Here is a 25,647-nt window from a genome sequence, read left to right on the forward strand (position 1 = left end):
CCTCCTTTTCTTCTATTATATAGCATTTCATTCTACATGTTATGTAAGGAGACTGGCTAGAGCGGAAATAATAATTTGATTCCAAAGGCTAGTAAAATCAATCCGCCAAGCGCCCCGCTGTATGAACCTACCCATGACCGAACCTGTTTACCGAGTAATAATCCAAGCCATGTGAGCATCATACTAAAAAAGCCAAACAATATAATGGTCATCAACACCCGAGAACCGTAAATCCCCAGGCTTAAGCCAACGGAAAAACTATCTAAACTCACACTTGTTGCAAAAAGAACGAGACCGGCCCCAACAGGTGCGATAAATGGCTTATCTTCTTTTCGGATAGAAGCGATGATCATTTGCAGACCTAGCACCAAAAGCAGCGCCCCGCCTATATAGGTTGCTAGGAGCCCAAGCCAGCCAGATAAAAGCTGACCTGTTAGCATGCCAAAAAGAGGCATAAACATATGAAATATCCCAATGACAAGTCCAATATAAAGGATCTGGCGGAATCTCAGCTGAATCATCCCCATGCCGAGTCCAACCGAAAAGGCATCCATTCCAAGTGCAAAAGCCATGATACTGAGTGTGAGCAATTCGCCAGCTAGTTCATTCATGTAAATCCCCCTTGGACACGCATTCTCCTTTAACCTATGTTTGTCCAAGAGAGGTTAGAACTATTTGAATGAAGAGAGAGTGCGCCCTCCTGCCGCTTTTTGCAGACGGTTCATGATCGCAGAACCAACTCCCTGCTCTGAGAAGGCTTCTGAAATGATCAAGTCTACATCCGTTTCATCAAATTGTCTCAGCACACGATATAAGTTTGCCGCAACCGTTTCAGGCTTTTCTCTCCATCCACAGCTAAAGATAACATCTGCCGCAAACCATTCCTTCTTTTCTTCTGTTGTCAGCACACCTACTTTTAGCCCTTCAGCTCGGTACTTCTGAATGTGCAGCTGCATGTCTTCATCACTTCCATGAAATATATACATTTGTGCTTCAGGTGCATAATGTGTGTATTTCATTCCCGGCGATACTGGCGCCTCATCCTTTTTCGTCAGCCCTGGATCCATGTTGACCGTTCCTACGACCTCTTCTAACGCTTCTTTTGTAATACCCCCCGGCCTTAAGATCACTGGAATCTCGTCTATACAGGATACAACCGTTGACTCCACGCCAATACCTGTTGAACCACCATCGACAATGCCAGCAATTTTCCCATCAAGATCACTCGCGACATGATCCGCAAGTGTCGGCGACGGTTTTCCCGAACGGTTGGCACTAGGCGCGGCAATTGGCAGACCAGCTGCTCGGATGAGTTCAAGCGCAACAGGATGATCAGGCATTCTTACGCCTACTGTCGTTAAACCTGCCGTCACCTGCTTTGATAATGTGCCCGGCTTACAAGGTAGAACAATGGTGAGAGCGCCTGGCCAAAAGGCATCCATCAGCGCTGTTACTTTTTCATTTTCTATTTGCGCAAATTCATGAAGCTGTTGAACGTCCGCAATGTGAACAATCAACGGATTATCACTTGGGCGTCCTTTCGCTTCATAAATTTTCTTCACAGCCTCTGTCTCTTTTGCATTTGCCCCTAGTCCATACACCGTTTCTGTCGGAAAAGCGACTACTTCATTCTGCCGCAACAACAGAGCTGCTTGTTCAATTTGTGGATAGTATGTGGATAAATCCTTTTTTAAATCCACAGACCATCTTTTTGTATTTAACATCATACAAACTCCTTTTAAAAAAGATAAAACTGTTGATATATCTCAATTATCCTTTTGAAAGTATAAAAGATGATGCTAAATAAAACAAGCGTTGTCCACAATTTGTGGATAACGCTTGTTTTACAGTGGATAAGTATGTGAATAAGTCCGGTGTTTTGTGATTAACTCGCTGTTTTTTGCAGCACAACCGCCTGCTCTTTTCCCAACGACTCTTTTGCATGCGCAGATACCCACACACTTTCTGGGATTTCCTCTATAGGCGTAAAGCCCATCAGCGCTAAAAAATCATGCGAAGAGGAGTGATTGGCTACAACATAAAAGGTGTCCACACCTTGTTTTTCCCCTAGCGTTTGAACACTTTGGAACAGAGAAACGATATGCCCCTGACCAAGTTTATCTGATATTACAAGTGATCTTAGCAATCCTTCTTGTTCATTTAGTCGTTCAAGACCTAAACAGCCTGCAAGCTCACCGTCTGCATCTTCCATGACCACAAATGACGTACGCTCTGCAATCGTCACCCCGCCTTTTGCTTGGCCTTTTTCAAGAAAAGCATTAATGGCCGGGGCATCTTCTTCTGTCGCTATTCTTAATTGATAATACATGCTTTCACCTCTTTTTGTTCTCTTACTTCAACTCTATGAGGCAAAAACAGATTTAGACCTTTTTTAAGAGAAAAGACTAGAGACCCATTCGAACAGAAAGAATTTCACTTCACCCGTCTCTTCTTCTTTTACCACTTCATTGACAGATTCATTTGATGGCTCTGCGGCTACCTGCTCTTTATCATCTCCTTCTGGTGAGGCGATCGCTTCTCCGTTTGAAAAATCGATAAAGCAGAGAGGTGGGAATAACACACACCACCAATTGGCTCCGTCTCCTTCCCCTAACGTAATCAAAATGGCTTCATATTTCCCAGCAGGATAAACAAAGTTGCCATATAGCTTTGTTGGAAATGAGGCTTTTTGAAAGCTGACCGATACGGATTGATCAATGTGTTGTTCCTTTAATTTTGCTTTGGCAATACGATTGATGTCTGGAAGCTTTGAACGAATCACACGTCTAGCTTCTTCAATGGATGTGAGGTCTTTCACCCACTCCGTTATATTGGCATTGACCTCATCTCGAATACTTCGTTTCACATCTTGATCTGCCGACCGGTCACTGTTGGCTAAAATGCGTAAACGAATGGCTTCATCTGGAATCACAACAGGCTGATTGGCAGAAGCAGCCGCCGTCTCCTCTTTTCCAAGGTTTGCAAAAGCACCACATAATAATAGAAACATATAAAGACAAATCATCATTTTACTTTTGAACATAATGTGTTCCCCCCACTTTTTCTCTTCGCTACAAACATTGTGTCCAGGAAACGCATCTCGTAAACAGCAAAAATGATTTTTTTAATAGATTATGAGTAAAAAAACAACTACATGAGGAAAGCGAATCAATGTTTTTTCTGCATGCAAAAAAGCCATTCAACAACTTATGAACGGCTTTTTAGTGAGGATTGGTAATCGGAAGGGTACAGTCTTCCATCCCAATCTCGGCTGATTTTTAATCCCGAATCTGTTTTGATAACTGTCATTGCACCTTTTTTCTCAATTTCCTTTTTGACCTTTCCTTTATGGTCAATAAATTGAATGATCATTTCATAGTCAAATTCAATCCTGTCATCGCTTTCATCTGAAGGTGTAAACGTAATTTTTTTCAGTTTAATTTGACAATCTTGATCTTTTGCTGCTTCTAATACACTTGGAAACATGCTGTCTTGTGTATATTCTTGATATTCATGCTCTGTTAAATAATCCTTCAACTTCTCCTTCATGTCAGATAGGTCATCCGTCCGATTCACTGTGTATTGTGCTTTTTTATAGTTTTCCCCAAATGCTGCTGCTTCTTTTTTAAAGCTCGGTTTACCGCAAGCACTCACAATCAATAGTACACTGACGATGACCAACACCATCGCATACCTTCTGTTCACACCATTCGCTCCTTCAAAACAAATTTATGTAAAAAATCATGATCAGAATGTTCATTCTTCTATATATACGTTTCCCTTTTACCATAAGTTTCATCTTTACATAATAAAATAGTCCGACTTTATTCAGCCGGACTTCCGTTTTGAATGTGTGCGCAAACCGCTCGATCCTTTCCGTTGATATCCTTAATGATATGAACATCAGCTGAAGGGAACGCCTGCAAAAGAAGCGCTTTTACATCTTGTGCTTGTGTATGTCCTATTTCAAGGACAACCACTGCTTGCTGATGAAGTACCTTGTGGAGATCACAGGCGATACGCTCATAAAACCACAGGCCATCACGCCCATCTGTCAGCGCATTGACAGGTTCATGCTTTGTGACAACCTCTGATAAACCATCCATTTCTTCTGCCGCAATATAAGGCGGATTGGAAATAAACACATCGACTTTGATGCCTTGAGCCATAATCGGTTCAAGTAAATCCCCTTGGACAAAATGAACGTCTGCACCAAGCGCTTCTTGATTTCGCTTTGCTACTTCAAGTGCTTCATGTGAAATATCCGTCGCTGTCACAGTGAGAGATTTTTTTTCAAGAGCTAACGTAATCGCAATTGCACCGCTACCTGTTCCTACATCAACAGCTTTGAGCGGCTGATCATTAGGAAACACACGATTCATCATATTCAATGCCGCCAGCACCACTTCCTCCGTTTCAGGACGAGGAATCAGAACGTGTTTGTTTACCTCAAAAGGACGCCCATAAAAAAATTCAACACCCGTTAAATGCTGCACAGGCACTCCACGCTTGTGCTGTGCGACGAACTTGCTGAATTGTGAATCTTGCTCCTCTGGCAGTGGATCATGAAAACGGGCAAGAAGTTCACTTCTGCTCCATCCAAGCACATGCATCAACATTAACTCTGCTGCGTTTTGGTCTCTGCCCGCTTCCGTTAACAAAGAAGAAGCCCATTTAAGGGCTTCAAAGATCGTTCGCTCTTTATTTTGCATTTTGAAGTTTTCTTGCTTGGTCTTCCATAATTAATGCATCAATGACCTCGTCAAGTTTTCCTTCTAAAATTTGATCAAGCTTTTGAATCGTCAATCCGATACGGTGGTCCGTCACGCGGTTTTGCGGGAAATTGTACGTACGGATACGCTCTGAACGATCCCCTGTTCCAACAGCAGATTTACGGGTTTGATCATATTCAGCTTGTGCTTCACGCTGGAATTTATCATAAATTCTCGCACGCAAAACTTTCATCGCTTTTTCTTTGTTTTTGATTTGTGATTTCTCATCCTGACAGGAAACCACTACACCGGTTGGAAGGTGAGTCAAACGAACAGCAGACATTGTGGTATTAACACTTTGTCCCCCTGGTCCGCTTGATGCGAATGTATCCACACGAATATCTTTTTCGTGGATATCAATTTCAACTTCCTCAGCCTCTGGTAATACAGCAACTGTCGCTGTTGATGTATGAATACGGCCGCCTGACTCAGTTTCAGGAACACGCTGCACGCGGTGTGCACCGTTTTCAAACTTTAGTTTAGAATATGCACCTTTACCGCTAATCATAAAGATGATCTCCTTATAACCGCCAGTTCCAGTGACACTCGCTTCCATGACTTCCGTTTTCCAGCCTTGCATTTCAGCATAACGGCTGTACATACGGTACAGGTTTCCTGCAAACAGCGCAGCCTCTTCTCCGCCCGCTGCACCACGAACCTCCACAATAACGTTCTTATCGTCATTCGGATCTTTCGGGATGAGCAAGATTTTCAGCTCGTCTTCTAAACGTTCTGTTTCCTCTGTGAGCTCTGAAATTTCTTCTTTGACCATGTCGCGCATATCGGCATCGAGCTTATCTTCCAGCATGGCTTTCGCATCACTTAGCTGATCATATGCCGCACGATATTGTCTATATACCTCAACAGTTTCTTGAATATCAGATTGTTCTTTCGAATATTCACGAAGCTTCTTAGGGTCGTTCACCACTTCAGGGTCACTTAAATATTCATTTAGCTTTTCATAGCGTTCTTCAATTGATTTTAAACGGTCTAACATGGTCTTCACCTCTGTTTTGTGCGTAACAGTCTAATTATAGTATAGCGGGGTATGACAGTCAAAAAAATTTCCAAAACAATTGATTTTCTGCAATTTTTCACTAGAAAACACGATCTTTGGCGATTGGTTACTTGTTTTGTCTAACGTGAAGGAACGGATGCTCACGAAAGAGAATGGTACTTGTAATTGAAAAAAGGGAGGGCATTTGGTTTGAATACAAATGAGGTTGCAAAGGAAATTGGTGTATCTTCAAAAACCATTCAGCGCTGGGTCAAACAGCTCAACATCCCTGTCGCCCGGAATGAACTTGGACATTACGAATTTCATGATGACATTGTCCAGCTGCTCAAAGAGGTCCAACACCAAATGAACGAAGGTGTGATTCTCCATGACATTAGACTGCCGATCCATGAAGAAACAGCCCAGCAATTATCACCTGCTGTAGAAACTTCTGACTCATCAAAACGGATAGAAGCCTTAGAAGAACAAGTAAAACAGCTCCTTCAAGAGCAATCACATGTCAGTCATATTGAAGCCCGTTTTCAAGAAATAGAACGGAAACTCGCTAAGAAAGCAGATGAAGGCGTTTCCTACCAGCTCCTCCAGCACAGAAGAGAAATTGAAGAATTAACTGCAAAATTAGAACGCCTCACAGCCACATTGACAAAACCAAAACCATTAAAAGAAGAAGAAAAGGAAAAGGCACACCCCGAAATGAAAAAAAAGCGTGTGCTCTTCCCTCTGTTTCATTCATTTCGCTAAGAAAGGCTGCCTATAAGGCAGCCTTTCTACTATATTATACGGTAAGTGCAATAATGATCGGTAGTGTAATGAGTGACATGATCGCACTGATCACAAATGCCGATGCTGTTTCTGCTTCCTGTTTCTCAAATCGAGTGGCGATCATGGCCGCAACAGCTGAACCTGGGAAGGCAACAAGCAATACAGCTTTTGTAATTTCATCCGCCGAAAGACCCATAAGAATGGCGATAAAATACATAAGTACCGGTTGTACAGCTACTTTGAGCAATGCGATACTGAAAGCTGGTAAGCTCAGTTTAATTTTGCGGATACCGACTGTGACACCGACTGCAAAGAGCGCAACCCCTGATGTCACACTTCCAATTTCCTCTAGCATTTCATGTCCGATTTCAGGAAGTTTAAATCCTAAAAGAACAAGAATGATACTTGCTAACGGTGCAAGCGCAAGCGGCTCTGATAAACCGTGCAAAATCGCTTTCGTCGTCATTTTTAGGAAACTTTCGCCGTCTTTGGCTTTTCCTTTTGTTTTTTCACCGACAGTTGACACAATAATAGCAATTGGATCAAGCAATGCATTTACAACTATTCCGGTAATAGCAATCGGAATTGCAACTTCTTGAGCCCCAAATAAACTGCCCAAGACCGGAATCCCCATAAATGCAAAGGTCGGTTGTGCTGAGTTTAATGAGAAAACAGATGAATCTGTTAAATCATATTTAAAAGCAAATTTCGTAACTAAAAGGATAATGATATAAAAGCCTACGATTCCGAGAATCAATGCAACGAAAAATGGAATTTGACTATAGAATTTATCTTTTGGTGTTGACAGAATGCTGGCGATAAAGTGCGCTGGCAAAGCATACTTTGTAACAAGTGTACTTACACCTTTTGCAGATTTAGCGTCATAGCTGCCGAAGTTCCCTGCGAACCAACCCAGCGCGATAACGAAAAAAATCGGTGCTAGGAGGATCAAAATATTTAAAAAGTCCATCTTACTATTCCTCCTTGAATCCTTTACATGTTTCTTATTTTATAGCGGCATTGCTTACATTACCCGAAACAATGCCGCGTTACACATTTTATTATGCTCTTACAATTTTTTTATATTCAGGAATCCACATAGCATCTTTCACAGCTTGTTCGATGTTGTCAGGTGTTCTTCTTGCGACACCATCTTTAATTGCTGCTTTTGCTACTTCAACAGCTACCTTGATTGATACTTCTTGCAATTTATCAATGCTTGGAAGCAGTCCAGCGCCTGGTTTTTCATGATCAACCATTTCAGCGATCGCATTTGCAGAAGCAACGAACATGCCTTTTGTGATAATTTTTGATTCCGTTACGATTGAACCAAGACCAAGTCCAGGGAAAACGAACGCATTGTTTGATTGTCCGATTTCATGTTCAATTCCGTTATACTCGACATTTTCGAATGGGCTTCCAGTTGCAACAAGCGCACGACCGTCTGTCCATTTGAATAGATCTTCCGGTACTGCTTCAGCAAGTGGAGTTGGGTTAGACATCGGCATGATCACTGGACGCTCTGTATGAGCTGCGATTTCTTTAATAATTTCTTCAGTGAATGCGCCGCCTTGACCTGATGTACCAATAAGAATAGTTGGCTTCACCTTGCGAACAGCTTCAGCAAATGAGATTTGTCCTTTTTCATCACGAGCCCAGCCTTCTACTTCATCAGAAGAACGAAGGTATGGTTTTTGGAAATCAAGCACTTCATCTTCAAACTGATCTGTTAGCAATCCTCTGTAGTCTAACGTCCAGAATGCATTGTTTGCTTCTTCTTCACTTAGACCTTCAAGAACCATTGTGTCACGCATTTGATCGGCGATTCCGATTCCAGCTGATCCAGCTCCGAAAATCATCACACGGTGATCTTTCAATTGAGTACCAGTTTTCTTGACAGCTGCAAGAACACCCGCTAAAGTAATGGCACCAGTACCTTGGATATCATCATTAAATGTTAAGATGTTGTCGTTGTATTTTTTCATGATGTTACGCGCATTTTTGTTTCCAAGGTCTTCCCAGTGAAGCAATGCTTTCGGGAAGAATTTAAGTGCTGCTTTGACATACGCATCAATGAACTCTTCGTATTTTTCACCTTGTACACGTTTGTGGTGGTTCCCGATGTACAATGGATCATTTAATAGTTTTTCATTGTTAGTTCCAACATCTAATACAACTGGAATCACGCGGCTTGGATCAATCCCTGCTGCAGCCGTGTAAACAGCTAATTTACCAATTGCGATGTTGATACCACCAACACCCCAGTCACCAATTCCAAGAATACTCTCAGAGTCAGTTGCTACGATGAGGTCGATGTCGCCTGCTGTTGCATGTAAGTTTTCAAATGCTTTCTCAATACCGTCAATGTTGTCGATTGAAAGGTAGACACCATGAGGTCTTCTGTATTCATGGCTGTATTCTTGAATCGCTTCACCAACAGTTGGTGTGTAAACAACAGGAAGCATTTCACGAAGCTTGTCCGTTAGAAGCTTATAGAATAATACTTCGTTACGGTTTTGCAAATCACTTAAGTATACGTTTTGACGAAGACGATCTGGCTGAGCTAGAAATTGTTTGTATGCTCTCTCTGCTTGCTGTTCTAAAGTCAGAACAGTTGGAGGAAGTAATCCTTCTAGTCCAAGCTCTTGTCTTTCTTCTTCAGAGAAAGCAACGCCTTTGTTCAACGTTGGAATCGATAATACATCTTTACCTGTCAAAGTGGTTTCGAGGTACCCTTCTTTTGTTTTCTTCACGTTGTTCATCAAAAACTACCCTCTTTCTAAAATATAAATAAAGTGAACTATTAATACAAAGAACGATCAAGGAGAAAAATCCTTAATCAAAAAAATTATGACAAGAAATCGAACTTTTCGTTTAAATGCTTTACACTACAGTTAGTCATTTTATGCCTGCTTATACCAAAACGCAAGCGTTGAAAATTAGATAATTTTTTCGTAGCGTTATTTAATTTATTTAAGTACAAATGATGGGTGTTCAGCCAAAAACTCGAAAAACGAAACACAGCGGCATTTGCTATTTTTTTAATTGTCAAGTGTTGTACCAACATCTAGTTTTGGTACTTCATGGTGATGTCTGCATCGTGCTTCGTATGATTCCTGCGCACCTACTAAAATAATGGGATCATCATAAGATGCGGGTTTACCGTCGATCAAGCGTTGTGTTCTACTCGCTGGGGAGCCGCATACCGAACAAACTGCTTGAAGTTTTGTTACAAGCTCTGCACATGCCATTAAATGCGGAACAACACCAAATGGCTCTCCTCTGAAGTCTTGATCAAGGCCTGCAACAATGACTCGGTAGCCTTTATCAGCCAACTGAGTGACAATATCAATGATTGTCTCATCAAAAAATTGCACCTCATCAATGCCAATGACATCGGTTCGTTCTGATATGTGCGTTATTATGTCTTTTGGTGAGGTTACTGCAATCCCATCGACGGATGAACCGTTATGTGACACAACTGAGCTTGTGCTATACCGGTTATCAATCGCTGGTTTGAATATTTTTACTTCTTGTTTGGCAAAGGTGGCTCTTTTGGCTCTCCGAATCAATTCTTCCGACTTTCCAGAAAACATACTTCCGCAGATGACTTCAAGCCAACCGCTTTGTTTCATCACATACATAAGGTCTTCTCCCCCGTTTTAAAGTTCCATCAATCCACGTAAAAAAACAGGCAAGAACGGATTCCTGCCTGTTTATTGTATCTATTATTACTTAAGACCGTATTTTTTGTTAAAGCGGTCAACACGTCCATCAGCAGAAGCGAATTTTTGACGGCCTGTATAGAAAGGATGGCACTCAGAGCAAATCTCGATGCGTACCTCTTCTTTTACTGATCCAGTTTCAAACTCATTTCCACAAGCGCATTTGACTGTAGCTTTTTTGTAGTTAGGATGAATTCCTGTTTTCATCTACTGTCATCTCCTTCCGCCCTGAATCCAATTCGGAAACAGAGTTAATATCTCAGAATAAATTCTGAAACGCACATGATAAAATTATAACAGTGTGAGTCTATGATTGCAAATGTATTTTTTCAGGAAGCTATCTTCTTGATGCAGACATATTTGCTTGTTTCCACTCTTGCGTTAAAATATCGAAAAATTCTTGGTTTGTCTTTGTTTTTCTCATTTTGCGCATGAATTTCTCAGCGAAATCAGGTGTATCTGACATTGATTTTCTCATCGCCCATAGACGATCAAGATGTTCTTTAGGCACAAGCAGTTCTTCTTTTCTTGTACCGGAACGACGAATGTCGATGGCTGGGAAAATTCTTCTTTCTGCAAGAGAACGATCTAAATGGAGCTCCATGTTTCCTGTTCCTTTAAACTCTTCATAAATCACATCGTCCATACGTGATCCCGTATCAACAAGTGCAGTAGCTAAAATGGTCAAGCTCCCACCTTCTTCGATGTTACGCGCAGCACCAAAGAAGCGTTTTGGACGGTGGAAAGCCGCTGGATCAATACCGCCGGAAAGCGTTCGGCCGCTTGGCGGGATGACAAGGTTGTATGCACGAGCAAGCCTTGTGATGCTGTCCATTAAGATGATGACATCTTTTTTATGTTCAACAAGACGCATCGCACGCTCTAATACAAGCTCTGCTACTTTAATGTGGTTTTCCGGTACTTCGTCAAAGGTTGAGCTAACGACATCACCTGCAACAGAACGTTCGATATCTGTTACTTCCTCTGGACGTTCGTCAATAAGAAGAACAATCAGTTCTGCCTCTGGATGATTTTCAGAGATGCTGTTGGCAATTTCTTTGAGCAAAATGGTTTTCCCAGCCTTAGGCGGTGCAACAATTAAACCACGTTGCCCAAACCCAACTGGCGCCATCATATCCATAATTCTAGTAGACAGGTGATTAGGCTGTGTTTCAAGAATCATTTGACGATCAGGGAATAGCGGCGTGAGTGCAGGAAAGTGAACACGTTCCTTAGCTGATTCTGGGTCGTCCCCATTTACCGCTTCGACATGAAGGAGGCCATAGTAGCGTTCATTCTCTTTTGGAGGTCGTACCTTTCCAGACACCTTATCACCATTTCTTAAATCAAAGCGTCTGATTTGTGAAGCTGAAATATAAATGTCTTCAGAACTTGGGGAGTAGTTAATTGGTCTTAAGAAACCAAATCCCTCTGACTGAATAATTTCTAGAACCCCTTCCATAAATAAGAGATCCTCTTGCTCAGCATTCGCCTTTAAGATGGCAAAAATTAATTCTTTTTTTGTTAGTTTGCTGTAATAAGAGATTTTGTACTTTTTTGCTAACTCATACAGCTCTTTTAATTTCATATTTTCCAAAGATGAAATCGAAACATCTTTCAATATGGACACCACACTTTTCTAGTCAATGTATTTCATTACAAATGCATGACCATTGTATTTGATTAGCTTTTAATTCCGTTTTTGTTGGAATGACCTCGCTCTCATGGTAACGCTCCCACTCGTTTTATCGTAAAGATAGGAACAATGTGAAATTGAGCTTTGTCAACATAGAGAAGGATAATGAGTATATCGTCATGATGCGGCAGTATTTAAACTTGTTGAAGCTTAAAAGAAGTAAATTCGCAGAAAATTTCGCAGCACTCTTTAGTTTTACCTCATTTGCAGGGAATATTCAACTTTAAAAAGAAAATGATATATATTTGACACCTATATGAAAAGCGGGTAAAGAATACCCGCTTTCAGATTACGGACGAATGACAAGATTCGGTTTTTTCTTTAAACTGTGTCTGCCATCGACGAATCGAACAGTACCTGATTTCGCACGCATGACAACACTATGTGTTGTTCCAACAGAGCCTTTAAATTGAACACCTTTTAATAACTCGCCATCTGTTACACCTGTCGCTGCAAAAATGGCGTCATCGCCTTTCACGAGGTCTTCCATTCTGAGGACTTTTCCAACATCCAGTCCCATTTTCTCACAGCGTCTCAGCTCTTCTTCACTTTGTGGAAGAAGCTTACCGTGGATTTCTCCACCAAGTGCTTTTAACGCAACAGCAGAAAGGACACCTTCAGGCGCTCCACCTGAACCAAATAGAATATCAACACCTGTGTGATCAAATGCTGTATTAATGGCTCCTGCAACGTCACCATCATCGATCAGCTTGATTCTTGCACCAGCTTCTCTCAGCTCAGCAATGATCTTTTCATGTCGCTCTCTGTTTAAAATTGTCGCAACAACATCTTCAATATCTTTGTTTTTTGCTTTTGCAACAGCACGAAGATTGTCAATGACAGGCGCTTCAATGTCGATGCAGCCTACCGCTTCTGGACCTACTGCGATCTTATCCATGTACATATCAGGTGCATTCAGCAAGTTGCCATGATCTGCAACAGCGATAACAGCTAAAGCATTCCAGCCGCCGCTTGCCACAATATTTGTTCCTTCCAATGGATCAACAGCGACATCCACGCGAGGTCCATATCCGTTTCCAAGCTTTTCCCCAATATAAAGCATTGGCGCTTCGTCCATTTCTCCCTCGCCGATGACCACAGTTCCCTTCATCGGAATCGTATCAAATACATCACGCATGGCACTTGTTGCAGCATCATCCGCTTCGTCTTTTAAACCTCTACCCATCCAACGAGCAGATTTTAATGCAGCTGCTTCTGTCACCCGTACTAGTTCCATCGATAAACTTCTTTCCATTTTTGTCCAAATCTCCTCTCACAGTCAAAGCCTTATGAATTTTGAAGTTCTTCTATTTCTTGGTCATTCAGCTTTTCACGCCAGATGGTTGCACCCAAGCCTTCAAGCTTCTCCTCAAGCATACTATATCCTCTGTCTATATGTTCAAGCCCTGTGATTTCGGTCACACCGTCTGCCATTAACCCTGCAACAACGAGACAAGCACCTGCTCGCAGATCACTTGCTTTGACCTTTGCACCTTGAAGCTGCGTTTGACCTGTAATAATGGCAGATCTTCCTTCCACCTTCATATTAGCACCCATTCGACGCAATTCGTCAATGTGTTTAAAGCGGGCAGAGTAAATGGTATCTGTCACGACACTCGTGCCTTTCGCCTTTGTTAACAAAGCCGTCATCGGCTGTTGAAGATCGGTCGGAAAGCCCGGATACACAAGGGTTTTGATATCGACAGGCTTGAGTCCTTCATTTCTGCCAACGATCAGCATTTGATCGTTGCTTGTTTCAATTGTGAATCCCATCTCTCTAAGTTTCGCCGTAATTGATTCTAAATGAGTTGGGATCACATTATCAAGCACAACTTCATCCCCCATCGCTGCACCTGCAATTAAAAATGTACCTGCTTCTATGCGGTCAGGGATGATGGAATGCCTGCAACCATGGAGAGATTCCACACCTTCGATCCGAATCACATCCGTCCCCGCACCTTTGATTTTAGCTCCCATGCTTGCAAGCAGTGTCGCTACATCAATAATTTCGGGTTCTTTTGCGGCATTTTCAATCACTGTTTTCCCTTCAGCCAGCACGGCTGCCAGCATGATGTTGATGGTCGCACCTACACTGACAACATCAAGATAAATACGGGCTCCGACTAATTTTTCAGCGCGCAAATAAATCGCACCCTGTTCGTTTGTCACCTCGGCTCCAAGTGCTTCAAAGCCTTTGATATGCTGATCGATCGGTCTAGGTCCTAAGTGACATCCCCCTGGCAATCCAATGACAGCCTGCTTGAATCTACCGAGCATAGCACCCATTAAATAATAGGATGCCCGTAGTTTCTTCACTTTCCCATTAGGAAGCGGCATACTGATCATGGAAGCAGGATTGACAACCATCTCACCTTTTTCAAACGTGACCTTTCCGCCAATCTCTTCTAACAGATCTCGTATTGTGTCAATATCTGAAATATGCGGAAGGCCTTCAATGGTTACTGGAGAATCAGCGAGAATCGTGGCAGGAATCAGTGCCACAGCACTATTTTTCGCACCACTAATATGTACGGTCCCGCGCAAGGGGTCACCGCCGGCAATGTTTAACTTTTCCATATTTGTCTCCCTTCTTAAAGAAGATCACTGTTGGAGTTATACTGTTTGTGGATGTCGCGCTTTAAAAGGTCTTGTCCAAAATTTAGCCAATATCAAGAGAAAGAATACAGGTTAAACGAAATTTGTCGGAAGAAAAATAATCGAAGCTTTGCGAGGCTGTGATGTTCTCTTCTTTGCACAAAACATTTCTTAGCGTATTTAAGGAAAACTGCGGCAAACGGATGCGTATCCGTCTGCCACAATCACTTATTTATTCCAGTCTGCTAAAAATTGCTCAATGCCTGCATCCGTTAATGGGTGTTTTGTCAGCTGCTTGATGACTTTCAGCGGCATTGTGCCGATATGAGCACCTCTAAGCGCAGCTTCTGTCACATGTTGCGGGTGACGAATGGATGCAGCAATGATTTGTGTATCTAATCCATGAACATCAAAAATGGTTTTCACTTCACTAATGAGATCAAGACCATTTTGGCCAATGTCATCTAAGCGGCCGAGGAATGGAGAGACATACGTCGCACCAGCTCTAGCTGCAAGAAGTGCCTGGTTTGCACTAAAAATCAACGTGACGTTTGTTTTAATTCCAAGGTCAGTTAACGCTTTGACCGCTTTAAGACCGTCTGTTGTCATTGGAATTTTCACTGTGATATTTGGTGCAATAGCAGCCAGCTCTTTTCCTTCTTCGATCATTTCTTCTGCTTTGAGAGAAATGACTTCCGCACTAACTGAACCTGATACCACGTCAGTGATTTCACGAAGGCGGTCGTGGAACGATACGTCCTTTTCTTTCGCTACTAAACTAGGGTTTGTTGTCACGCCTGCTAAAATGCCAAGCTCGTGTGCCTCTTTGATGTCTGCGATATTCGCTGTGTCTACGAAAAATAACATAACTGTGCCACTCTCCTATCAATAAATTGTCTGAAATGTAAATTTGATTGCGCTTTCTCAAGATATGGAGAAAACCGCCTGTGACTCAGGCGGCTTTCGGTTCTCATCAAATTATGCTTGGTTAGAAGAACCAAATTCACGCATTTTGCCGATAACAGTCGCTTTAATTGCGTCACGAGCTGGTCCAAGATATTTACGTGGATCATACTCTTCTGTTTTTGCAGCAAGTGTTTCGCGAACTGCTTTCGCAGAAGCAATTTGGTTTTCAGTGTTTACATTGATTTTTGCTGTACCAAGTGAAATCGCACGCTTGATGTCAGCAGTTGGGATACCTGTTCCGCCGTGAAGAACAAGTGGAAGTCCAGTTGTTTTACCAATTTCTTCCATTTCAGCGAAACCAAGGTTTGGTTCACCTTTGTATGGACCATGAACTGAACCTAGTGCAGGCGCAAGGCAGTCAATACCAGTACGTTCTACAAGCTCTTGGCACTCTTTTGGATCAGCATAAATAACGCCCTCAGCGATGACGTCGTCTTCTTGTCCACCAACAGTTCCAAGCTCAGCTTCTACAGATACACCGTGGAAATGTGCAAGCTCAACCACTTTTGCAGTTGTCGCTACGTTCTCATCAAATGGATGGTGAGAAGCATCAATCATCACAGAAGTAAATCCTGCATGAATAGCTTTTGCACAAGATTCAAAACTTGAACCGTGATCTAAATGAATCGCAACAGGAACTGTTACATTATATTCTTCGATTAACGCTTTTACCATTGCGACAACTGTTTTGAAGCCGCCCATGTAGCGTCCTGCTCCTTCAGATACTCCTAAGATAACTGGAGATTTCTCTTCTTCAGCAGCTTGTAAAATCGCTTGCGTGAATTCTAAGTTATTTAAGTTAAACTGTCCAACAGCGTAACCTTTTTCCTTTGCGTCTTTCAACATTTCTGTCATTGAAACTAAAGGCATGATGAAAAATCCTCCCTATGTAGCTAATTTGCTTACTAAAAAAAGCTCTCCACCCTAGCATGACCAGAATTTCTCGCCATATGTAAACTTTCAAAGTCAGATCGCTTTCTTCTTCTTATCTAGAATACCAATTATTCGACAAATCGGCAACAGAATGACTTGATTCAATCATTTCCATCTAGCCATTTGTTTCGAGCGGCAAGTATTCTTTGACTGCATCACGGATTTCATCAATATCAAATGGTTTAGCAAAATGCGTTAATGCACCGAGCTCTTTAGACTCTTGAATCATATCTAGTTCGCCATAAGCTGTCATAATGATCACGCGGATGTCTTCATCAATTAATTTCATGCGTTTTAAAATCTCAATGCCATCCATTCCGGGAATCTTCATATCAAGCAGGACGAGGTTTGGTCTATGGTTTTTCACAATATCTAATGCCTGTAGTCCGTTAGCGGCTTGAAAGGTTTGATAGCCTTCTTTATGAAACACTTCATTCAGCAATATTCTAATACCGTACTGATCATCGACAATTAAAATTTTCTCATTCATCTGTTACACCCCATTGCTTTCATTTTTCGCCATAAAAAGAGCTGTTGTTAAATAATTCTGTTTGATTTTCACATTTCCTTTAATTATAATAGTTTACTTTACGACATTTTCTGAGCATTTTTCCTAATATTCTCTTTATATTCTATTATAAAATGATCTGACAGAAGGAGGAAATGAGTCTTGTTAAAAATTTTCACTACCCAATTATCAGGTATTTTTTCACGTATTGGAGATAAGCAGGCCGAAGCGATTGAAGACGGTGCACGCCTTCTTGCTCAGGCCGTTGTCAGTGGACATGCCGTGTATTTTCATGGCAAGAATGAACTGGCGGCTGTAGCCTTAGAGGCATCTGAGAGCAAGGAGCCGTTTCCGGGTGCGAAGGTTCTGCCGCTGGATCAAAAGGAGCGCAGCTTACTTCATCCAAGTGACAGGGTGCTTTTATTTTATTCAGATCCAGAAGATCAAGAGATTCAATCCCTTGTCAAAGAGCTTCACGAACAAGGTACACCTATTGTTGGGGTCGGTCCTGCACAAAAGGAGACATCATTCATTGAAGAGCATTGTGATGTCCACATTGATTTTCAGCTCAAAAAACCACTTGTGCCTGCTGAAGATGGAACAAGGTTCGGCTATCCTGCATTGATGACCTGCTTATATGTCTACCATGCTCTATCGTTTACTGTGAAAGAAATCGTTGAGGAATATGAATAAAAAAACTGCCGAGAAGATGATATTCTCGGCAGTTTTTTGTTTTATTTTGATTCAGATGCCTGTAGTGAAGCACCAACGAAATCTCTAAATAACGGCTGTGGTCTTGTCGGTCTTGAAATGAATTCTGGATGGAACTGAGAAGCAAGGAACCATGGGTGATCCTTCAGTTCAATGATTTCAACAAGGCGTCCGTCTGGGCTTGTACCAGAGAAGACAAAACCTGCTGCTTCCATTTGCTGTCTGAATTCGTTATTAAACTCATAGCGATGACGGTGGCGTTCGTACACGACTTCGTCATTGTATGCAGCAAATGCTTTTGAGTCTTCGTTTAATTTACAAGGGTATAGGCCGAGGCGAAGTGTTCCACCTAAGTCATCAACATCCTTCTGTTCTGGAAGAAGGTCGATGATTGGGAATGCTGTTTCTGGATCAATTTCAGCGGAATGTGCTCCCTCTAAACCTAGTACGTTTCTCGCATATTCGATAGATGCGACTTGCATACCTAAACAAATTCCGAAGAATGGCACTTTGTTTTCGCGCGCATATTGTGTTGCAATGATTTTCCCTTCTACTCCGCGGTCTCCGAAGCCTCCAGGAACAATAATGCCGTCTACATCTTGAGCGAAATCAGCCATATTTTCCGCTGTGACTTCTTCTGCGTTGATCCATTTGATTTGAACATCCGCATCAAATGCATAGCCCGCATGACGAAGTGATTCAACGACAGAAATGTATGCATCTTGCAGCTCAACATATTTCCCTACAAGACCAATTGTGACTTGTTTTGAAAGGTTTTGCACTTTATCAACAAGCGCCGTCCACTCCGTCATGTCCGCATCTTGACAGTCAAGCTTCATGTGCTCACATACAAGCTTGTCTAATCCTTGCTTTTGTAAATCAAGCGGAATCGAATAAAGGGTATCTGCATCCTGACATTCGATGACTGCTTTCGTATCAATATCACAGAATAGCGCAATTTTGTCCTTCATGTCTTGTGCCAATGGCATTTCAGTTCTGACCACAATGACGTTTGGCTGAATACCTAGACTACGAAGTTCTTTTACACTATGCTGTGTTGGTTTTGTTTTCAGTTCGCCTGCAGCACGGATGTAAGGAACAAGGGTACAATGAATGTACATCACGTTTTCACGGCCGATGTCACTCTTCATTTGACGAATCGCTTCTAGGAATGGAAGGGATTCGATATCTCCAACTGTTCCACCGATTTCTGTAATGACCACATCTGCACCCGTTTCTTTCCCTGCACGGTACACACGGTCTTTGATTTCATTTGTAATATGGGGAATGACCTGTACGGTTCCACCTAAATAGTCGCCGCGGCGCTCTTTTTTCAGGACTGTAGAATAGATTTTACCAGTTGTGACGTTGCTGTATTTATTCAAGTTAATATCAATGAAGCGCTCGTAGTGACCTAAGTCAAGATCTGTTTCAGCACCGTCGTCTGTGACAAATACCTCACCGTGCTGGTATGGACTCATTGTCCCTGGATCTACGTTGATATATGGATCAAACTTTTGAATGGTGACATCCATCCCTCTATTTTTCAGAAGGCGGCCTAACGATGCAGCCGTGATCCCTTTTCCAAGTGAGGAAACAACTCCTCCTGTTACAAAAATATACTTTGTCATTTCGTATGCTCCTCTCTTTTTTACCCTTGCATGACTAGACATGCACAGCTTCATCCTTTTAGAGTGTATCCCTAAATCTCTTGAAAAATAAGAAAGCTCCCTTTCAAATAAATGAAAGGGAGCGTAAATGAACGTATCTTTACGTACTCTTTTTTAGAGAGCCCAAAATACATACTACATAGTTCGCTCTGGAAAGTCAAGACGGTTTTGTCCTGTTTTCAGGACCGGTTTGTGAGGGTTATTTGTCTTCCTCATCATCGTCTAAATCATCTTCATCAATTTCCGTTAAGCCGTCATCATCTTCATCATCATCTTCGTCGAACTCTTCTATCTCTTCATCGATTTCTTCATCGTCTAGGTCAAGGTCCTCGTCGTCTTCAACAAGATCAAGATCTTCTTCAAGCTCGTCGATTTCTTCTTCCTCTTCAATATCATCGAAGTCTTCTTCAACGACAGCAGCTTTTGTTTTTTTCTTTTTCGCTTTTGTTTTCACAGCTGGCTGAACTTCTTCTTCGATTTGATCAACTGGATACCAGCTGCGAAGTCCCCATCTCTGATCACCTAACGAAATAAAGCGGCCATCTATATTTAAGTCTGTATAAAATTGAGCAAGTCGATCATCAAGATCAGATTTTTGTATCCCTTGCAAACGGACCATTTCATCTATTAACTCGGAAAACGTAATCGGCGTTTTGCTGTCTCTGAAAATTTCATAAGCAAGTTCAACTAAAGACATTTGTTTGAGCTGTTCCTGTGAGTATTCTTTCAAACTCAAGGTCAGACACTCCCTTTCTATTACATGTATGTATCCATTTATCAGTGAAATAATAAGTATTTATACCTTATTCTTACGACAAACCATACCTCTCATTATAAACAAATTAGGGGAGTTTATGCCACCTTTATTGATGTTAATTTTTGATTTTTTCACAAGAGGAGCCTCTAGCGGTCAATCATTTGCGCCGAATTGGCATAATTCATGTGTGGAGCACACGTTTTGCATGCTTTTTTGTCTTATCTTTTGATGAATACAAAGCCATTTACTCTTCTTAAAAAAGGGGATTTATTCCTTCACAAAATGTTCACTTACGACGAATTGAAACAGAAATCTATAATAAATAGACTAATTTTGAGAGGTTGATCGAATTGCCAATGACAAAAAAAGAAGATATACAATTTGGTGTCTTGATGTGTTTTTGTATGTTTTCAGTGATGTTCTTTTATAACCTATTTCTAAATGGACGGCTTGGACATATGACATGGTTAGAAGGTGTACTCACCTATGTGATCGGTTTTGCCATCACGTTGTTGATTGAGATGTGTATTATTGGGCCTTCAGCAAAAAAAGCAGCCAACCGTTTTGCCCCAAAAGGCAAGAAAATCTATTTTATTCTCACTCTTTCTATCTTTATCGTGTTTGGGATGGTGTGTCTCATGTCTTTATGCGGATATGTCGTGCAAAGCATCAGCACAGGATTTCAAACACAATCGATTCTATCTGATTACTTAACGATTTTCGGTCATAATGTCATGCTGGCGTTCCCTTTGCAAATGTTGATTATGGGACCGCTTGTCCGTTTTGTTTTTTTCAAATGGGTGAAATTAAAACAGACAGCAGCAGTTTAGTCGAATGGATATGTTACACCTGGATATTCTGAATGAGTGAAAAAACCAAAGGTACGGTGAATAAAGTGCCCGCAGACACGAGTACAATGAGTTTTCTGCGGCTGTTTTCTTTTTCTTCCTTCCTTTTTGGAGACTTTGAAAGCTCTGTGGAGACCATAATCCATATGATCATCGTGACGATTCCTAAAATGCCAATAAATGTTGTGTTCATCATGATAACCTCCATTTTGGTTCTTTTCCCAATTTTACCATAGTGATCAGGTGATATGAGATCATATTGGAGAGATTTCACATTTCACACAAAAACAGACCACCTCATATCAGGTGGTCTTTCTTGGTTTCTACATATCTAGCAGTTTCCGTGAGATGACCAGCCGCTGGATTTCTTGTGTACCTTCATAGATTTGAGTGATTTTCGCCTCACGCATGTATCGTTCGACTGGGTAATCCTTTGTATAGCCGTATCCGCCGAAGATTTGTACGGCTTCTGTCGTCACCTTCATGGCTGTATCACCGGCAAAGAGCTTTGACATAGCTGATTCTTTCCCATACGGAAGCCCTTTCGTTTCAAGCCATGCTGCCTGATAGGTGAGCAGTCTTGAGGCCTCAATTGCCGTTGCCATATCCGCTAACTTAAAAGCAATGCCTTGCTGCTGAATGATTGGTTTGCCGAATTGTTTACGCTCCTTTGCATAATTGACTGCTGCATCCAGAGCACCTTGAGCAATGCCAACAGCTTGTGCGGCAATACCGTTTCTGCCGCCGTCAAGTGTCATCATCGCTATCTTAAAACCTTCGCCTTCTTGACCAAGCCGGTTCCTTTCGGGTATACGACAGTCTTCAAAGATGATTTCTGTCGTTGGCGATGAGCGGATGCCCAGTTTGCTTTCTTTTTTGCCGATTGAGAAGCCTTGCGTCTCTTTTTCTACAATAAAAGCGGTTGTATTGCGCGATGAAGCATCCTGGTCAGTAACAGCAAACACAATATAATAATCCGCAATGCCTCCATTGGTAATAAAAATCTTTGCCCCGTTCAAGACGTATTCATTCCCTGCTTTTACTGCTGTTGTTTTCATTCCGCCGGCATCTGAACCCGAGCCGCTCTCGGTCAGTGCGTATGCGCCGATCTTCTGTCCTTCTGCAAGCGGCTTTAAATACGTCTCCTTTTGCTCATCTGTTCCGAATGTATAGATTGGCCATGAGGCGAGTGATGTGTGAGCAGATAGGGTGACGCCTGTTGAGGCGCACACTCGTGAGAGCTCTTCAACCGCTATGACATAGGCCAAATAATCACTACCAATCCCCCCATTTTCTTCTGGCCAAGGGATTCCCGTTAAACCAAGCTCCGCCATTTGACGAAAAATAGCGGGATCATACGATTCTGTTTCATCTCGCTCTGCTGCTGTTGGCTCCACTTCATTTTTCGCAAAGTCTCTCACCATTTTTTGTATCATTTCGTGTTCGTCACTTAATTGGAACTGCATCATGAGCCACCTCACTTCATATTAGCTGTTTACAAATAACCATCCTTTGTATTTCACTTGTTCCTTCATAAATCTCACAAATTTTCGCATCACGAAAGTACCGCTCTGCTCGGTATTGCTTCGTGTAACCGGCTAGACCAAGCAAATGGATGACTTCAGTACTAATATCAACCGCTGTTTTAGATGCAAATAACTTCGCCATCGACGCTTCCTTCGTGACAGGGCGATTGGCCTCTTTATAAGAAGCCGCTTGATAGACAAGAAGTTTTGCCGCTTCCAGCTTGGTGCCCAGATCGCCCAACCGAATGGTCGTTTCAAGGCCAGCTGGATGCTGCTTTAAATACGTGACCGCCTCAGCTAATGCGGCTTCTGCAATACCAAGGCTTTGAGCCGCAATGCCAATTCTCCCCGCATTTAAGCTAGACATGGCAATCCGAAAGCCTTCTCCTTCTGCGCCGAGCAGCTGTTTTTTTGGAATTCGAACACCGTCAAAATGAAGTGTGACTGTTTTTGATCCATGCAGGCCCATTTTCTTCTCATCTTTTCCGATCGTAAATCCTGGTGTCCCCTTCTCCACAATGAACGCTGATATATTTTTCTTAGCAGAAGCAGGGTCTGTCACCGCAAATACAAGATAGACTTCCGCTTCACCGCCGCTTGTGATAAAAATTTTCGTTCCATTTAACACATAGTGATCGTCTGCCCGCTCTGCTTTCAACTGAATACTAGAGGCATCTGATCCTGCCTTCGGTTCAGTTAGACAAAAGGCGCCCAGCTTCTGCCCGGACGCAAGCTTGGGAACGTAGGATTCTTTTTGTTCAGTCGTTCCAAACGCCAAAATCGGCATCGTCACAACGGATGTATGAACGGATACAATGACACCGATGGTTGCACTTACTTTGGAAAATTCATGAATCGCCATGATATAGGTTGTGAAATCTGCCCCTAATCCATGATACTTATCTGGGATCGGAATGCCTAAAAAGCCTTGCCGACCCATTTCAGCTAAAAGCGTTTTCGGGAACACGCCCTGTTCCATCGCTTCTATTTCAGGGAATACATGCTGGCGTGCAAATTCTGCTACTCGTTTTCTCCAAAGACGTTGTTTTTCTGTCAGCAACACATCCATCTTGACTCCCCCTATGAGTGGTCGTGGTAAGTGTAAAAACCTCTCTTTGTCTTTTTGCCCAGCCAGCCTGCGTTCACGTATTTTTTCAAAAGAGGACAAGGTCGATATTTGCTATCTCCAAGACCCTCGTGAAGGGTATTCATAATAAATAAACAAGTATCGAGCCCGATGAGGTCGGCGAGACGAAGCGGGCCCATTGGATGGTTCATTCCAAGCGTCATGATGCCGTCAATACTTTCTACATCTGCCACGCCTTCATAAAGGGTATAAATGGCTTCATTGATCATCGGCATCAAAATACGGTTTGACACAAACCCAGGGAAGTCTTCCACTTCTATTGGGGTTTTGTCTAATGTCTTTGCGGTGTCAAAAACAAATTGGTACGTGGCATCATCCGTTTGTAGCGCACGGATTACTTCCACAAGTTTCATCACGGGAACTGGATTCATAAAATGCATGCCAATCACTTTCTCAGGCCGTTTCGTCACGGCTGCTAATTCTGTGATCGACAAGGAAGACGTATTTGTCGCAAATATCGTGTCATCAGGTGCAAATTGATCGAGGGTTTCAAAGATTTGTTTTTTGATCTTCATTTGTTCAGATGCGGCTTCAATCACTAAATGCGTCTGCTGCACATCCTTTAAATCTGTTGAAACAGCCAGTCGCTGTGTAATATCACGGACTGCCTGATGTGCCAGCTTTCCTTTTTCTGCTCGTTTCGTCAGTTGTTTGGTCATAGAGGAAATGGCTCGATGAATCTGCTCCTCTTCCGTATCATGGAGCAGGACGGTATAACCTGACTGTGCAAATACTTGGGCAATACCCGAGCCCATTTGCCCAGCCCCAACGACCATGACGGTCTCTTCTATACTCATGACAATGAACGCCTCCCTTTTAATCCACCTTGATCATGATCGCATCACCTTGACCCCCGCCGCTGCAAATCGCCGCAATGCCGATCCCGCCGCCTCTTTGTCTGAGTGCATGGATCAAGGTCAATATAATACGTGTTCCGCTTGCTCCAATCGGGTGACCAATCGCGACTGCCCCTCCGTTCACATTCATTTTCCGCCGATCCAGTCCAAGAATTTTTTCGCATGCCAATGCAACCGCTGAAAAAGCCTCATTGATTTCAAACAAATCGATATCCTCTACTCGCTTCCCTGTTTTCTTTAACACTTTTTCGATGGCATAAGCTGGTGTTTTCGGAAAGTCCTTTGCCTCTACTGCTACTTGCGCATGCCCAAGCACAACTGCCAGAGGTTTTTCACCTTGCTGCATGGCATATGTGTCTTTCATTAATAGAAGCGCACTTGCACCATCATTGACACCCGGTGCATTGCCAGCAGTGATCGTACCTGCCTGATCGAAAACGGGCATCAGTTTTGACAAACGTTCATATGACGTATCACGCCGCGGGGCTTCATCTTCTGAAATCAGCTGATCTCCTTTTTGATTCTTGACGGTAACGGGAATGATCTCATTTTTAAAAAAGCCGCTTTTTTGCGCCTCAATGGCTCGTTCATGACTTCTTAACGCCCAAAGGTCTTGTTCTTCTCGTGTAATGCCAAGCTCTTTCGCCGCCATGCTTCCATACTCACCCATATGAACACCTGTAAACGAACAGGTTAATCCATCTAAAATCATGGCATCTTGTACAGCACCATCTCCCATTTTGTAACCCCATCGTGCTTTTTTCAGAAGATAAGGAGCATGGGACATGGATTCCATGCCGCCTGCCACGATCACATTGGCATCTCCCGCTCGAATGATTTGATCGGCTGTCGTGACACTGCGCATTCCTGAAGCACAGACTTTGTTGATGGTTTGCGTCGGAACCGACCAAGGGAGATCTGCATGTCTAGCTGCCTGTCTTGAAGGAATTTGACCTTGTCCTCCTTGAAGGACACTGCCCATGATGACTTCATCCACTTCATGAACATTTGAGGCTCTTTCCAGCGCAGCTTTTATCGTCATCCCGCCTAATTCTGCAGCAGTCAAACGACTTAAAGTTCCACCTAGTTTTCCAAATGGTGTTCTCGCCCCAGATACAATGACCGTCGTGCTCATTTCTTTCCCCTCCTATTTGTT

At 42.5% G+C, this 25,647-nt stretch carries 27 protein-coding genes; 3 read left to right on the forward strand and 24 right to left on the reverse strand.

Annotated elements, in window-relative coordinates:
• Window positions 1-56: 56 nt before the first annotated feature.
• From NSQ52_RS17495 to prfA, 7 genes are all read right to left on the reverse strand, one after another.
• Complete coding sequence (locus NSQ52_RS17495; protein ID WP_342467640.1) at window positions 57-611, reverse strand: manganese efflux pump MntP family protein; 555 nt, start codon at window positions 609-611, stop codon at window positions 57-59.
• Window positions 612-671: 60 nt separating this feature from the next.
• Entirely contained in the window at window positions 672-1,724 is a 1,053-nt protein-coding gene (locus NSQ52_RS17500; RefSeq protein ID WP_081105462.1) for an L-threonylcarbamoyladenylate synthase, read from the reverse strand.
• 161 nt (window positions 1,725-1,885) lie between these two features.
• The gene (locus tag NSQ52_RS17505) at window positions 1,886-2,329 is read right to left on the reverse strand and encodes a general stress acyl- n-acyltransferase (protein ID WP_007497650.1); all 444 of its coding nucleotides are present in this window, start codon (window positions 2,327-2,329) and stop codon (window positions 1,886-1,888) included.
• A gap of 63 nt (window positions 2,330-2,392) precedes the next feature.
• Window positions 2,393-3,043, reverse strand: coding sequence for a stage II sporulation protein R (gene spoIIR, locus NSQ52_RS17510; RefSeq protein ID WP_007497652.1), 651 nt, complete (start codon window positions 3,041-3,043; stop codon window positions 2,393-2,395).
• Window positions 3,044-3,207: 164 nt separating this feature from the next.
• Complete coding sequence (locus NSQ52_RS17515; protein WP_017360046.1) at window positions 3,208-3,687, reverse strand: hypothetical protein; 480 nt, start codon at window positions 3,685-3,687, stop codon at window positions 3,208-3,210.
• 137 nt (window positions 3,688-3,824) lie between these two features.
• On the reverse strand, window positions 3,825-4,712 hold the full coding sequence (gene prmC / locus NSQ52_RS17520; protein WP_342473663.1) for a peptide chain release factor N(5)-glutamine methyltransferase: 888 nt from the start codon (window positions 4,710-4,712) through the stop codon (window positions 3,825-3,827).
• Window positions 4,702-5,769, reverse strand: a complete 1,068-nt coding sequence (prfA, locus tag NSQ52_RS17525; protein WP_008343422.1) for a peptide chain release factor 1 — start codon at window positions 5,767-5,769, stop codon at window positions 4,702-4,704. Before prfA ends, prmC begins: the two co-directional genes overlap by 11 nt.
• Before the next feature lie 210 nt (window positions 5,770-5,979).
• Between prfA and racA the strand changes: the two genes are divergently transcribed.
• Window positions 5,980-6,531, forward strand: a complete 552-nt coding sequence (gene racA, locus NSQ52_RS17530; RefSeq protein ID WP_047945750.1) for a chromosome-anchoring protein RacA — start codon at window positions 5,980-5,982, stop codon at window positions 6,529-6,531.
• 34 nt (window positions 6,532-6,565) lie between these two features.
• Here racA and NSQ52_RS17535 read toward each other — a convergent pair whose 3' ends face one another.
• The 10 genes from NSQ52_RS17535 to NSQ52_RS17580 all read right to left on the reverse strand — a co-directional run bounded on the left by NSQ52_RS17535 (window position 6,566) and on the right by NSQ52_RS17580 (window position 16,957).
• The gene (locus NSQ52_RS17535) at window positions 6,566-7,522 is read right to left on the reverse strand and encodes an AEC family transporter (protein WP_342473664.1); all 957 of its coding nucleotides are present in this window, start codon (window positions 7,520-7,522) and stop codon (window positions 6,566-6,568) included.
• A 91-nt stretch (window positions 7,523-7,613) separates the two neighbouring features.
• Window positions 7,614-9,314 (reverse strand): oxaloacetate-decarboxylating malate dehydrogenase, encoded by a 1,701-nt coding sequence (gene malS, locus NSQ52_RS17540; protein WP_024718762.1) that lies wholly within the window; start codon window positions 9,312-9,314, stop codon window positions 7,614-7,616.
• A gap of 279 nt (window positions 9,315-9,593) precedes the next feature.
• The gene (locus tag NSQ52_RS17545) at window positions 9,594-10,196 is read right to left on the reverse strand and encodes a thymidine kinase (protein ID WP_007497666.1); all 603 of its coding nucleotides are present in this window, start codon (window positions 10,194-10,196) and stop codon (window positions 9,594-9,596) included.
• Between the two features lie 87 nt (window positions 10,197-10,283).
• Window positions 10,284-10,484 (reverse strand): 50S ribosomal protein L31, encoded by a 201-nt coding sequence (gene rpmE, locus NSQ52_RS17550; RefSeq protein WP_003215407.1) that lies wholly within the window; start codon window positions 10,482-10,484, stop codon window positions 10,284-10,286.
• Between the two features lie 130 nt (window positions 10,485-10,614).
• Window positions 10,615-11,898, reverse strand: a complete 1,284-nt coding sequence (gene rho, locus NSQ52_RS17555; protein WP_007497667.1) for a transcription termination factor Rho — start codon at window positions 11,896-11,898, stop codon at window positions 10,615-10,617.
• Window positions 11,899-12,262: 364 nt separating this feature from the next.
• Complete coding sequence (gene glpX / locus NSQ52_RS17560) at window positions 12,263-13,228, reverse strand: class II fructose-bisphosphatase (protein WP_007497670.1); 966 nt, start codon at window positions 13,226-13,228, stop codon at window positions 12,263-12,265.
• A gap of 32 nt (window positions 13,229-13,260) precedes the next feature.
• Complete coding sequence (locus NSQ52_RS17565) at window positions 13,261-14,550, reverse strand: UDP-N-acetylglucosamine 1-carboxyvinyltransferase (RefSeq protein ID WP_342473666.1); 1,290 nt, start codon at window positions 14,548-14,550, stop codon at window positions 13,261-13,263.
• A 246-nt stretch (window positions 14,551-14,796) separates the two neighbouring features.
• A complete protein-coding gene (gene fsa, locus NSQ52_RS17570; RefSeq protein ID WP_003215343.1) occupies window positions 14,797-15,435 on the reverse strand; it encodes a fructose-6-phosphate aldolase in 639 nt (212 codons plus the stop codon).
• Between the two features lie 111 nt (window positions 15,436-15,546).
• Window positions 15,547-16,404, reverse strand: a complete 858-nt coding sequence (locus NSQ52_RS17575; protein ID WP_007497678.1) for a class II fructose-bisphosphate aldolase — start codon at window positions 16,402-16,404, stop codon at window positions 15,547-15,549.
• Window positions 16,405-16,582: 178 nt separating this feature from the next.
• Window positions 16,583-16,957 (reverse strand): response regulator, encoded by a 375-nt coding sequence (locus NSQ52_RS17580; RefSeq protein WP_003214681.1) that lies wholly within the window; start codon window positions 16,955-16,957, stop codon window positions 16,583-16,585.
• A 180-nt stretch (window positions 16,958-17,137) separates the two neighbouring features.
• On the opposite strand from NSQ52_RS17580, the gene NSQ52_RS17585 reads away from it, so the two are divergent.
• Window positions 17,138-17,668 carry a DUF2529 domain-containing protein gene (locus NSQ52_RS17585; RefSeq protein ID WP_008343445.1) on the forward strand — a complete coding sequence of 177 codons (531 nt, stop codon included), beginning with the start codon at window positions 17,138-17,140 and terminating at the stop codon, window positions 17,666-17,668.
• 41 nt (window positions 17,669-17,709) lie between these two features.
• Here the strand turns inward: NSQ52_RS17585 and pyrG are convergent, their stop codons facing one another.
• Both pyrG and rpoE read right to left on the reverse strand, forming a co-directional pair.
• The gene (gene pyrG / locus NSQ52_RS17590; protein WP_017360053.1) at window positions 17,710-19,317 is read right to left on the reverse strand and encodes a CTP synthase (glutamine hydrolyzing); all 1,608 of its coding nucleotides are present in this window, start codon (window positions 19,315-19,317) and stop codon (window positions 17,710-17,712) included.
• Between the two features lie 238 nt (window positions 19,318-19,555).
• Window positions 19,556-20,092, reverse strand: a complete 537-nt coding sequence (rpoE, locus tag NSQ52_RS17595; protein WP_017360054.1) for a DNA-directed RNA polymerase subunit delta — start codon at window positions 20,090-20,092, stop codon at window positions 19,556-19,558.
• Window positions 20,093-20,463: 371 nt separating this feature from the next.
• Between rpoE and NSQ52_RS17600 the strand changes: the two genes are divergently transcribed.
• Window positions 20,464-20,943, forward strand: a complete 480-nt coding sequence (locus NSQ52_RS17600; protein ID WP_338704447.1) for a DUF2798 domain-containing protein — start codon at window positions 20,464-20,466, stop codon at window positions 20,941-20,943.
• Window positions 20,944-20,956: 13 nt separating this feature from the next.
• Here the strand turns inward: NSQ52_RS17600 and NSQ52_RS17605 are convergent, their stop codons facing one another.
• The 5 genes from NSQ52_RS17605 to NSQ52_RS17625 all read right to left on the reverse strand — a co-directional run bounded on the left by NSQ52_RS17605 (window position 20,957) and on the right by NSQ52_RS17625 (window position 25,626).
• Complete coding sequence (locus NSQ52_RS17605; RefSeq protein WP_159145190.1) at window positions 20,957-21,154, reverse strand: hypothetical protein; 198 nt, start codon at window positions 21,152-21,154, stop codon at window positions 20,957-20,959.
• 130 nt (window positions 21,155-21,284) lie between these two features.
• Complete coding sequence (locus NSQ52_RS17610; RefSeq protein ID WP_342473669.1) at window positions 21,285-22,427, reverse strand: acyl-CoA dehydrogenase; 1,143 nt, start codon at window positions 22,425-22,427, stop codon at window positions 21,285-21,287.
• Between the two features lie 16 nt (window positions 22,428-22,443).
• Complete coding sequence (locus tag NSQ52_RS17615; protein WP_342473670.1) at window positions 22,444-23,556, reverse strand: acyl-CoA dehydrogenase family protein; 1,113 nt, start codon at window positions 23,554-23,556, stop codon at window positions 22,444-22,446.
• Between the two features lie 11 nt (window positions 23,557-23,567).
• The gene (locus NSQ52_RS17620) at window positions 23,568-24,431 is read right to left on the reverse strand and encodes a 3-hydroxybutyryl-CoA dehydrogenase (protein WP_007497692.1); all 864 of its coding nucleotides are present in this window, start codon (window positions 24,429-24,431) and stop codon (window positions 23,568-23,570) included.
• Between the two features lie 19 nt (window positions 24,432-24,450).
• Window positions 24,451-25,626 carry an acetyl-CoA C-acetyltransferase gene (locus NSQ52_RS17625; RefSeq protein ID WP_277519082.1) on the reverse strand — a complete coding sequence of 392 codons (1,176 nt, stop codon included), beginning with the start codon at window positions 25,624-25,626 and terminating at the stop codon, window positions 24,451-24,453.
• Window positions 25,627-25,647 lie beyond the last annotated feature (21 nt).

The organism is Bacillus sp. FSL W8-1141 (assembly GCF_038593205.1).
GTDB lineage: Bacteria > Bacillota > Bacilli > Bacillales > Bacillaceae > Bacillus > Bacillus altitudinis.

Excerpts from the sequence above, each read along its gene's own strand:
- NSQ52_RS17565 (WP_342473666.1), bottom strand. The coding sequence starts at position 14,550 with ATGGAAAAGTTAAACATTGCCGGCGGTGACCCCTTGCGCGGGACCGTA.
- NSQ52_RS17625 (WP_277519082.1), bottom strand. The coding sequence starts at position 25,626 with ATGAGCACGACGGTCATTGTATCTGGGGCGAGAACACCATTTGGAAAA.
- NSQ52_RS17505 (WP_007497650.1), bottom strand. The coding sequence starts at position 2,329 with ATGTATTATCAATTAAGAATAGCGACAGAAGAAGATGCCCCGGCCATT.
- NSQ52_RS17615 (WP_342473670.1), bottom strand. The coding sequence starts at position 23,556 with ATGGATGTGTTGCTGACAGAAAAACAACGTCTTTGGAGAAAACGAGTA.
- spoIIR (WP_007497652.1), bottom strand. The coding sequence starts at position 3,043 with ATGTTCAAAAGTAAAATGATGATTTGTCTTTATATGTTTCTATTATTA.
- rpmE (WP_003215407.1), bottom strand. The coding sequence starts at position 10,484 with ATGAAAACAGGAATTCATCCTAACTACAAAAAAGCTACAGTCAAATGC.
- NSQ52_RS17580 (WP_003214681.1), bottom strand. The coding sequence starts at position 16,957 with ATGAATGAGAAAATTTTAATTGTCGATGATCAGTACGGTATTAGAATA.
- prfA (WP_008343422.1), bottom strand. The coding sequence starts at position 5,769 with ATGTTAGACCGTTTAAAATCAATTGAAGAACGCTATGAAAAGCTAAAT.
- malS (WP_024718762.1), bottom strand. The coding sequence starts at position 9,314 with ATGAACAACGTGAAGAAAACAAAAGAAGGGTACCTCGAAACCACTTTG.
- NSQ52_RS17535 (WP_342473664.1), bottom strand. The coding sequence starts at position 7,522 with ATGGACTTTTTAAATATTTTGATCCTCCTAGCACCGATTTTTTTCGTT.
- NSQ52_RS17610 (WP_342473669.1), bottom strand. The coding sequence starts at position 22,427 with ATGCAGTTCCAATTAAGTGACGAACACGAAATGATACAAAAAATGGTG.
- pyrG (WP_017360053.1), bottom strand. The coding sequence starts at position 19,317 with ATGACAAAGTATATTTTTGTAACAGGAGGAGTTGTTTCCTCACTTGGA.
- prmC (WP_342473663.1), bottom strand. The coding sequence starts at position 4,712 with ATGCAAAATAAAGAGCGAACGATCTTTGAAGCCCTTAAATGGGCTTCT.
- NSQ52_RS17620 (WP_007497692.1), bottom strand. The coding sequence starts at position 24,431 with ATGAGTATAGAAGAGACCGTCATGGTCGTTGGGGCTGGGCAAATGGGC.
- NSQ52_RS17500 (WP_081105462.1), bottom strand. The coding sequence starts at position 1,724 with ATGTTAAATACAAAAAGATGGTCTGTGGATTTAAAAAAGGATTTATCC.
- fsa (WP_003215343.1), bottom strand. The coding sequence starts at position 15,435 with ATGTTATTTTTCGTAGACACAGCGAATATCGCAGACATCAAAGAGGCA.
- glpX (WP_007497670.1), bottom strand. The coding sequence starts at position 13,228 with ATGGAAAGAAGTTTATCGATGGAACTAGTACGGGTGACAGAAGCAGCT.
- NSQ52_RS17605 (WP_159145190.1), bottom strand. The coding sequence starts at position 21,154 with ATGAACACAACATTTATTGGCATTTTAGGAATCGTCACGATGATCATA.
- NSQ52_RS17495 (WP_342467640.1), bottom strand. The coding sequence starts at position 611 with ATGAATGAACTAGCTGGCGAATTGCTCACACTCAGTATCATGGCTTTT.
- NSQ52_RS17515 (WP_017360046.1), bottom strand. The coding sequence starts at position 3,687 with ATGGTGTTGGTCATCGTCAGTGTACTATTGATTGTGAGTGCTTGCGGT.
- NSQ52_RS17545 (WP_007497666.1), bottom strand. The coding sequence starts at position 10,196 with ATGTATGTGATGAAACAAAGCGGTTGGCTTGAAGTCATCTGCGGAAGT.
- NSQ52_RS17575 (WP_007497678.1), bottom strand. The coding sequence starts at position 16,404 with ATGCCTTTAGTTTCAATGACAGAAATGTTGAAAGACGCAAAGGAAAAA.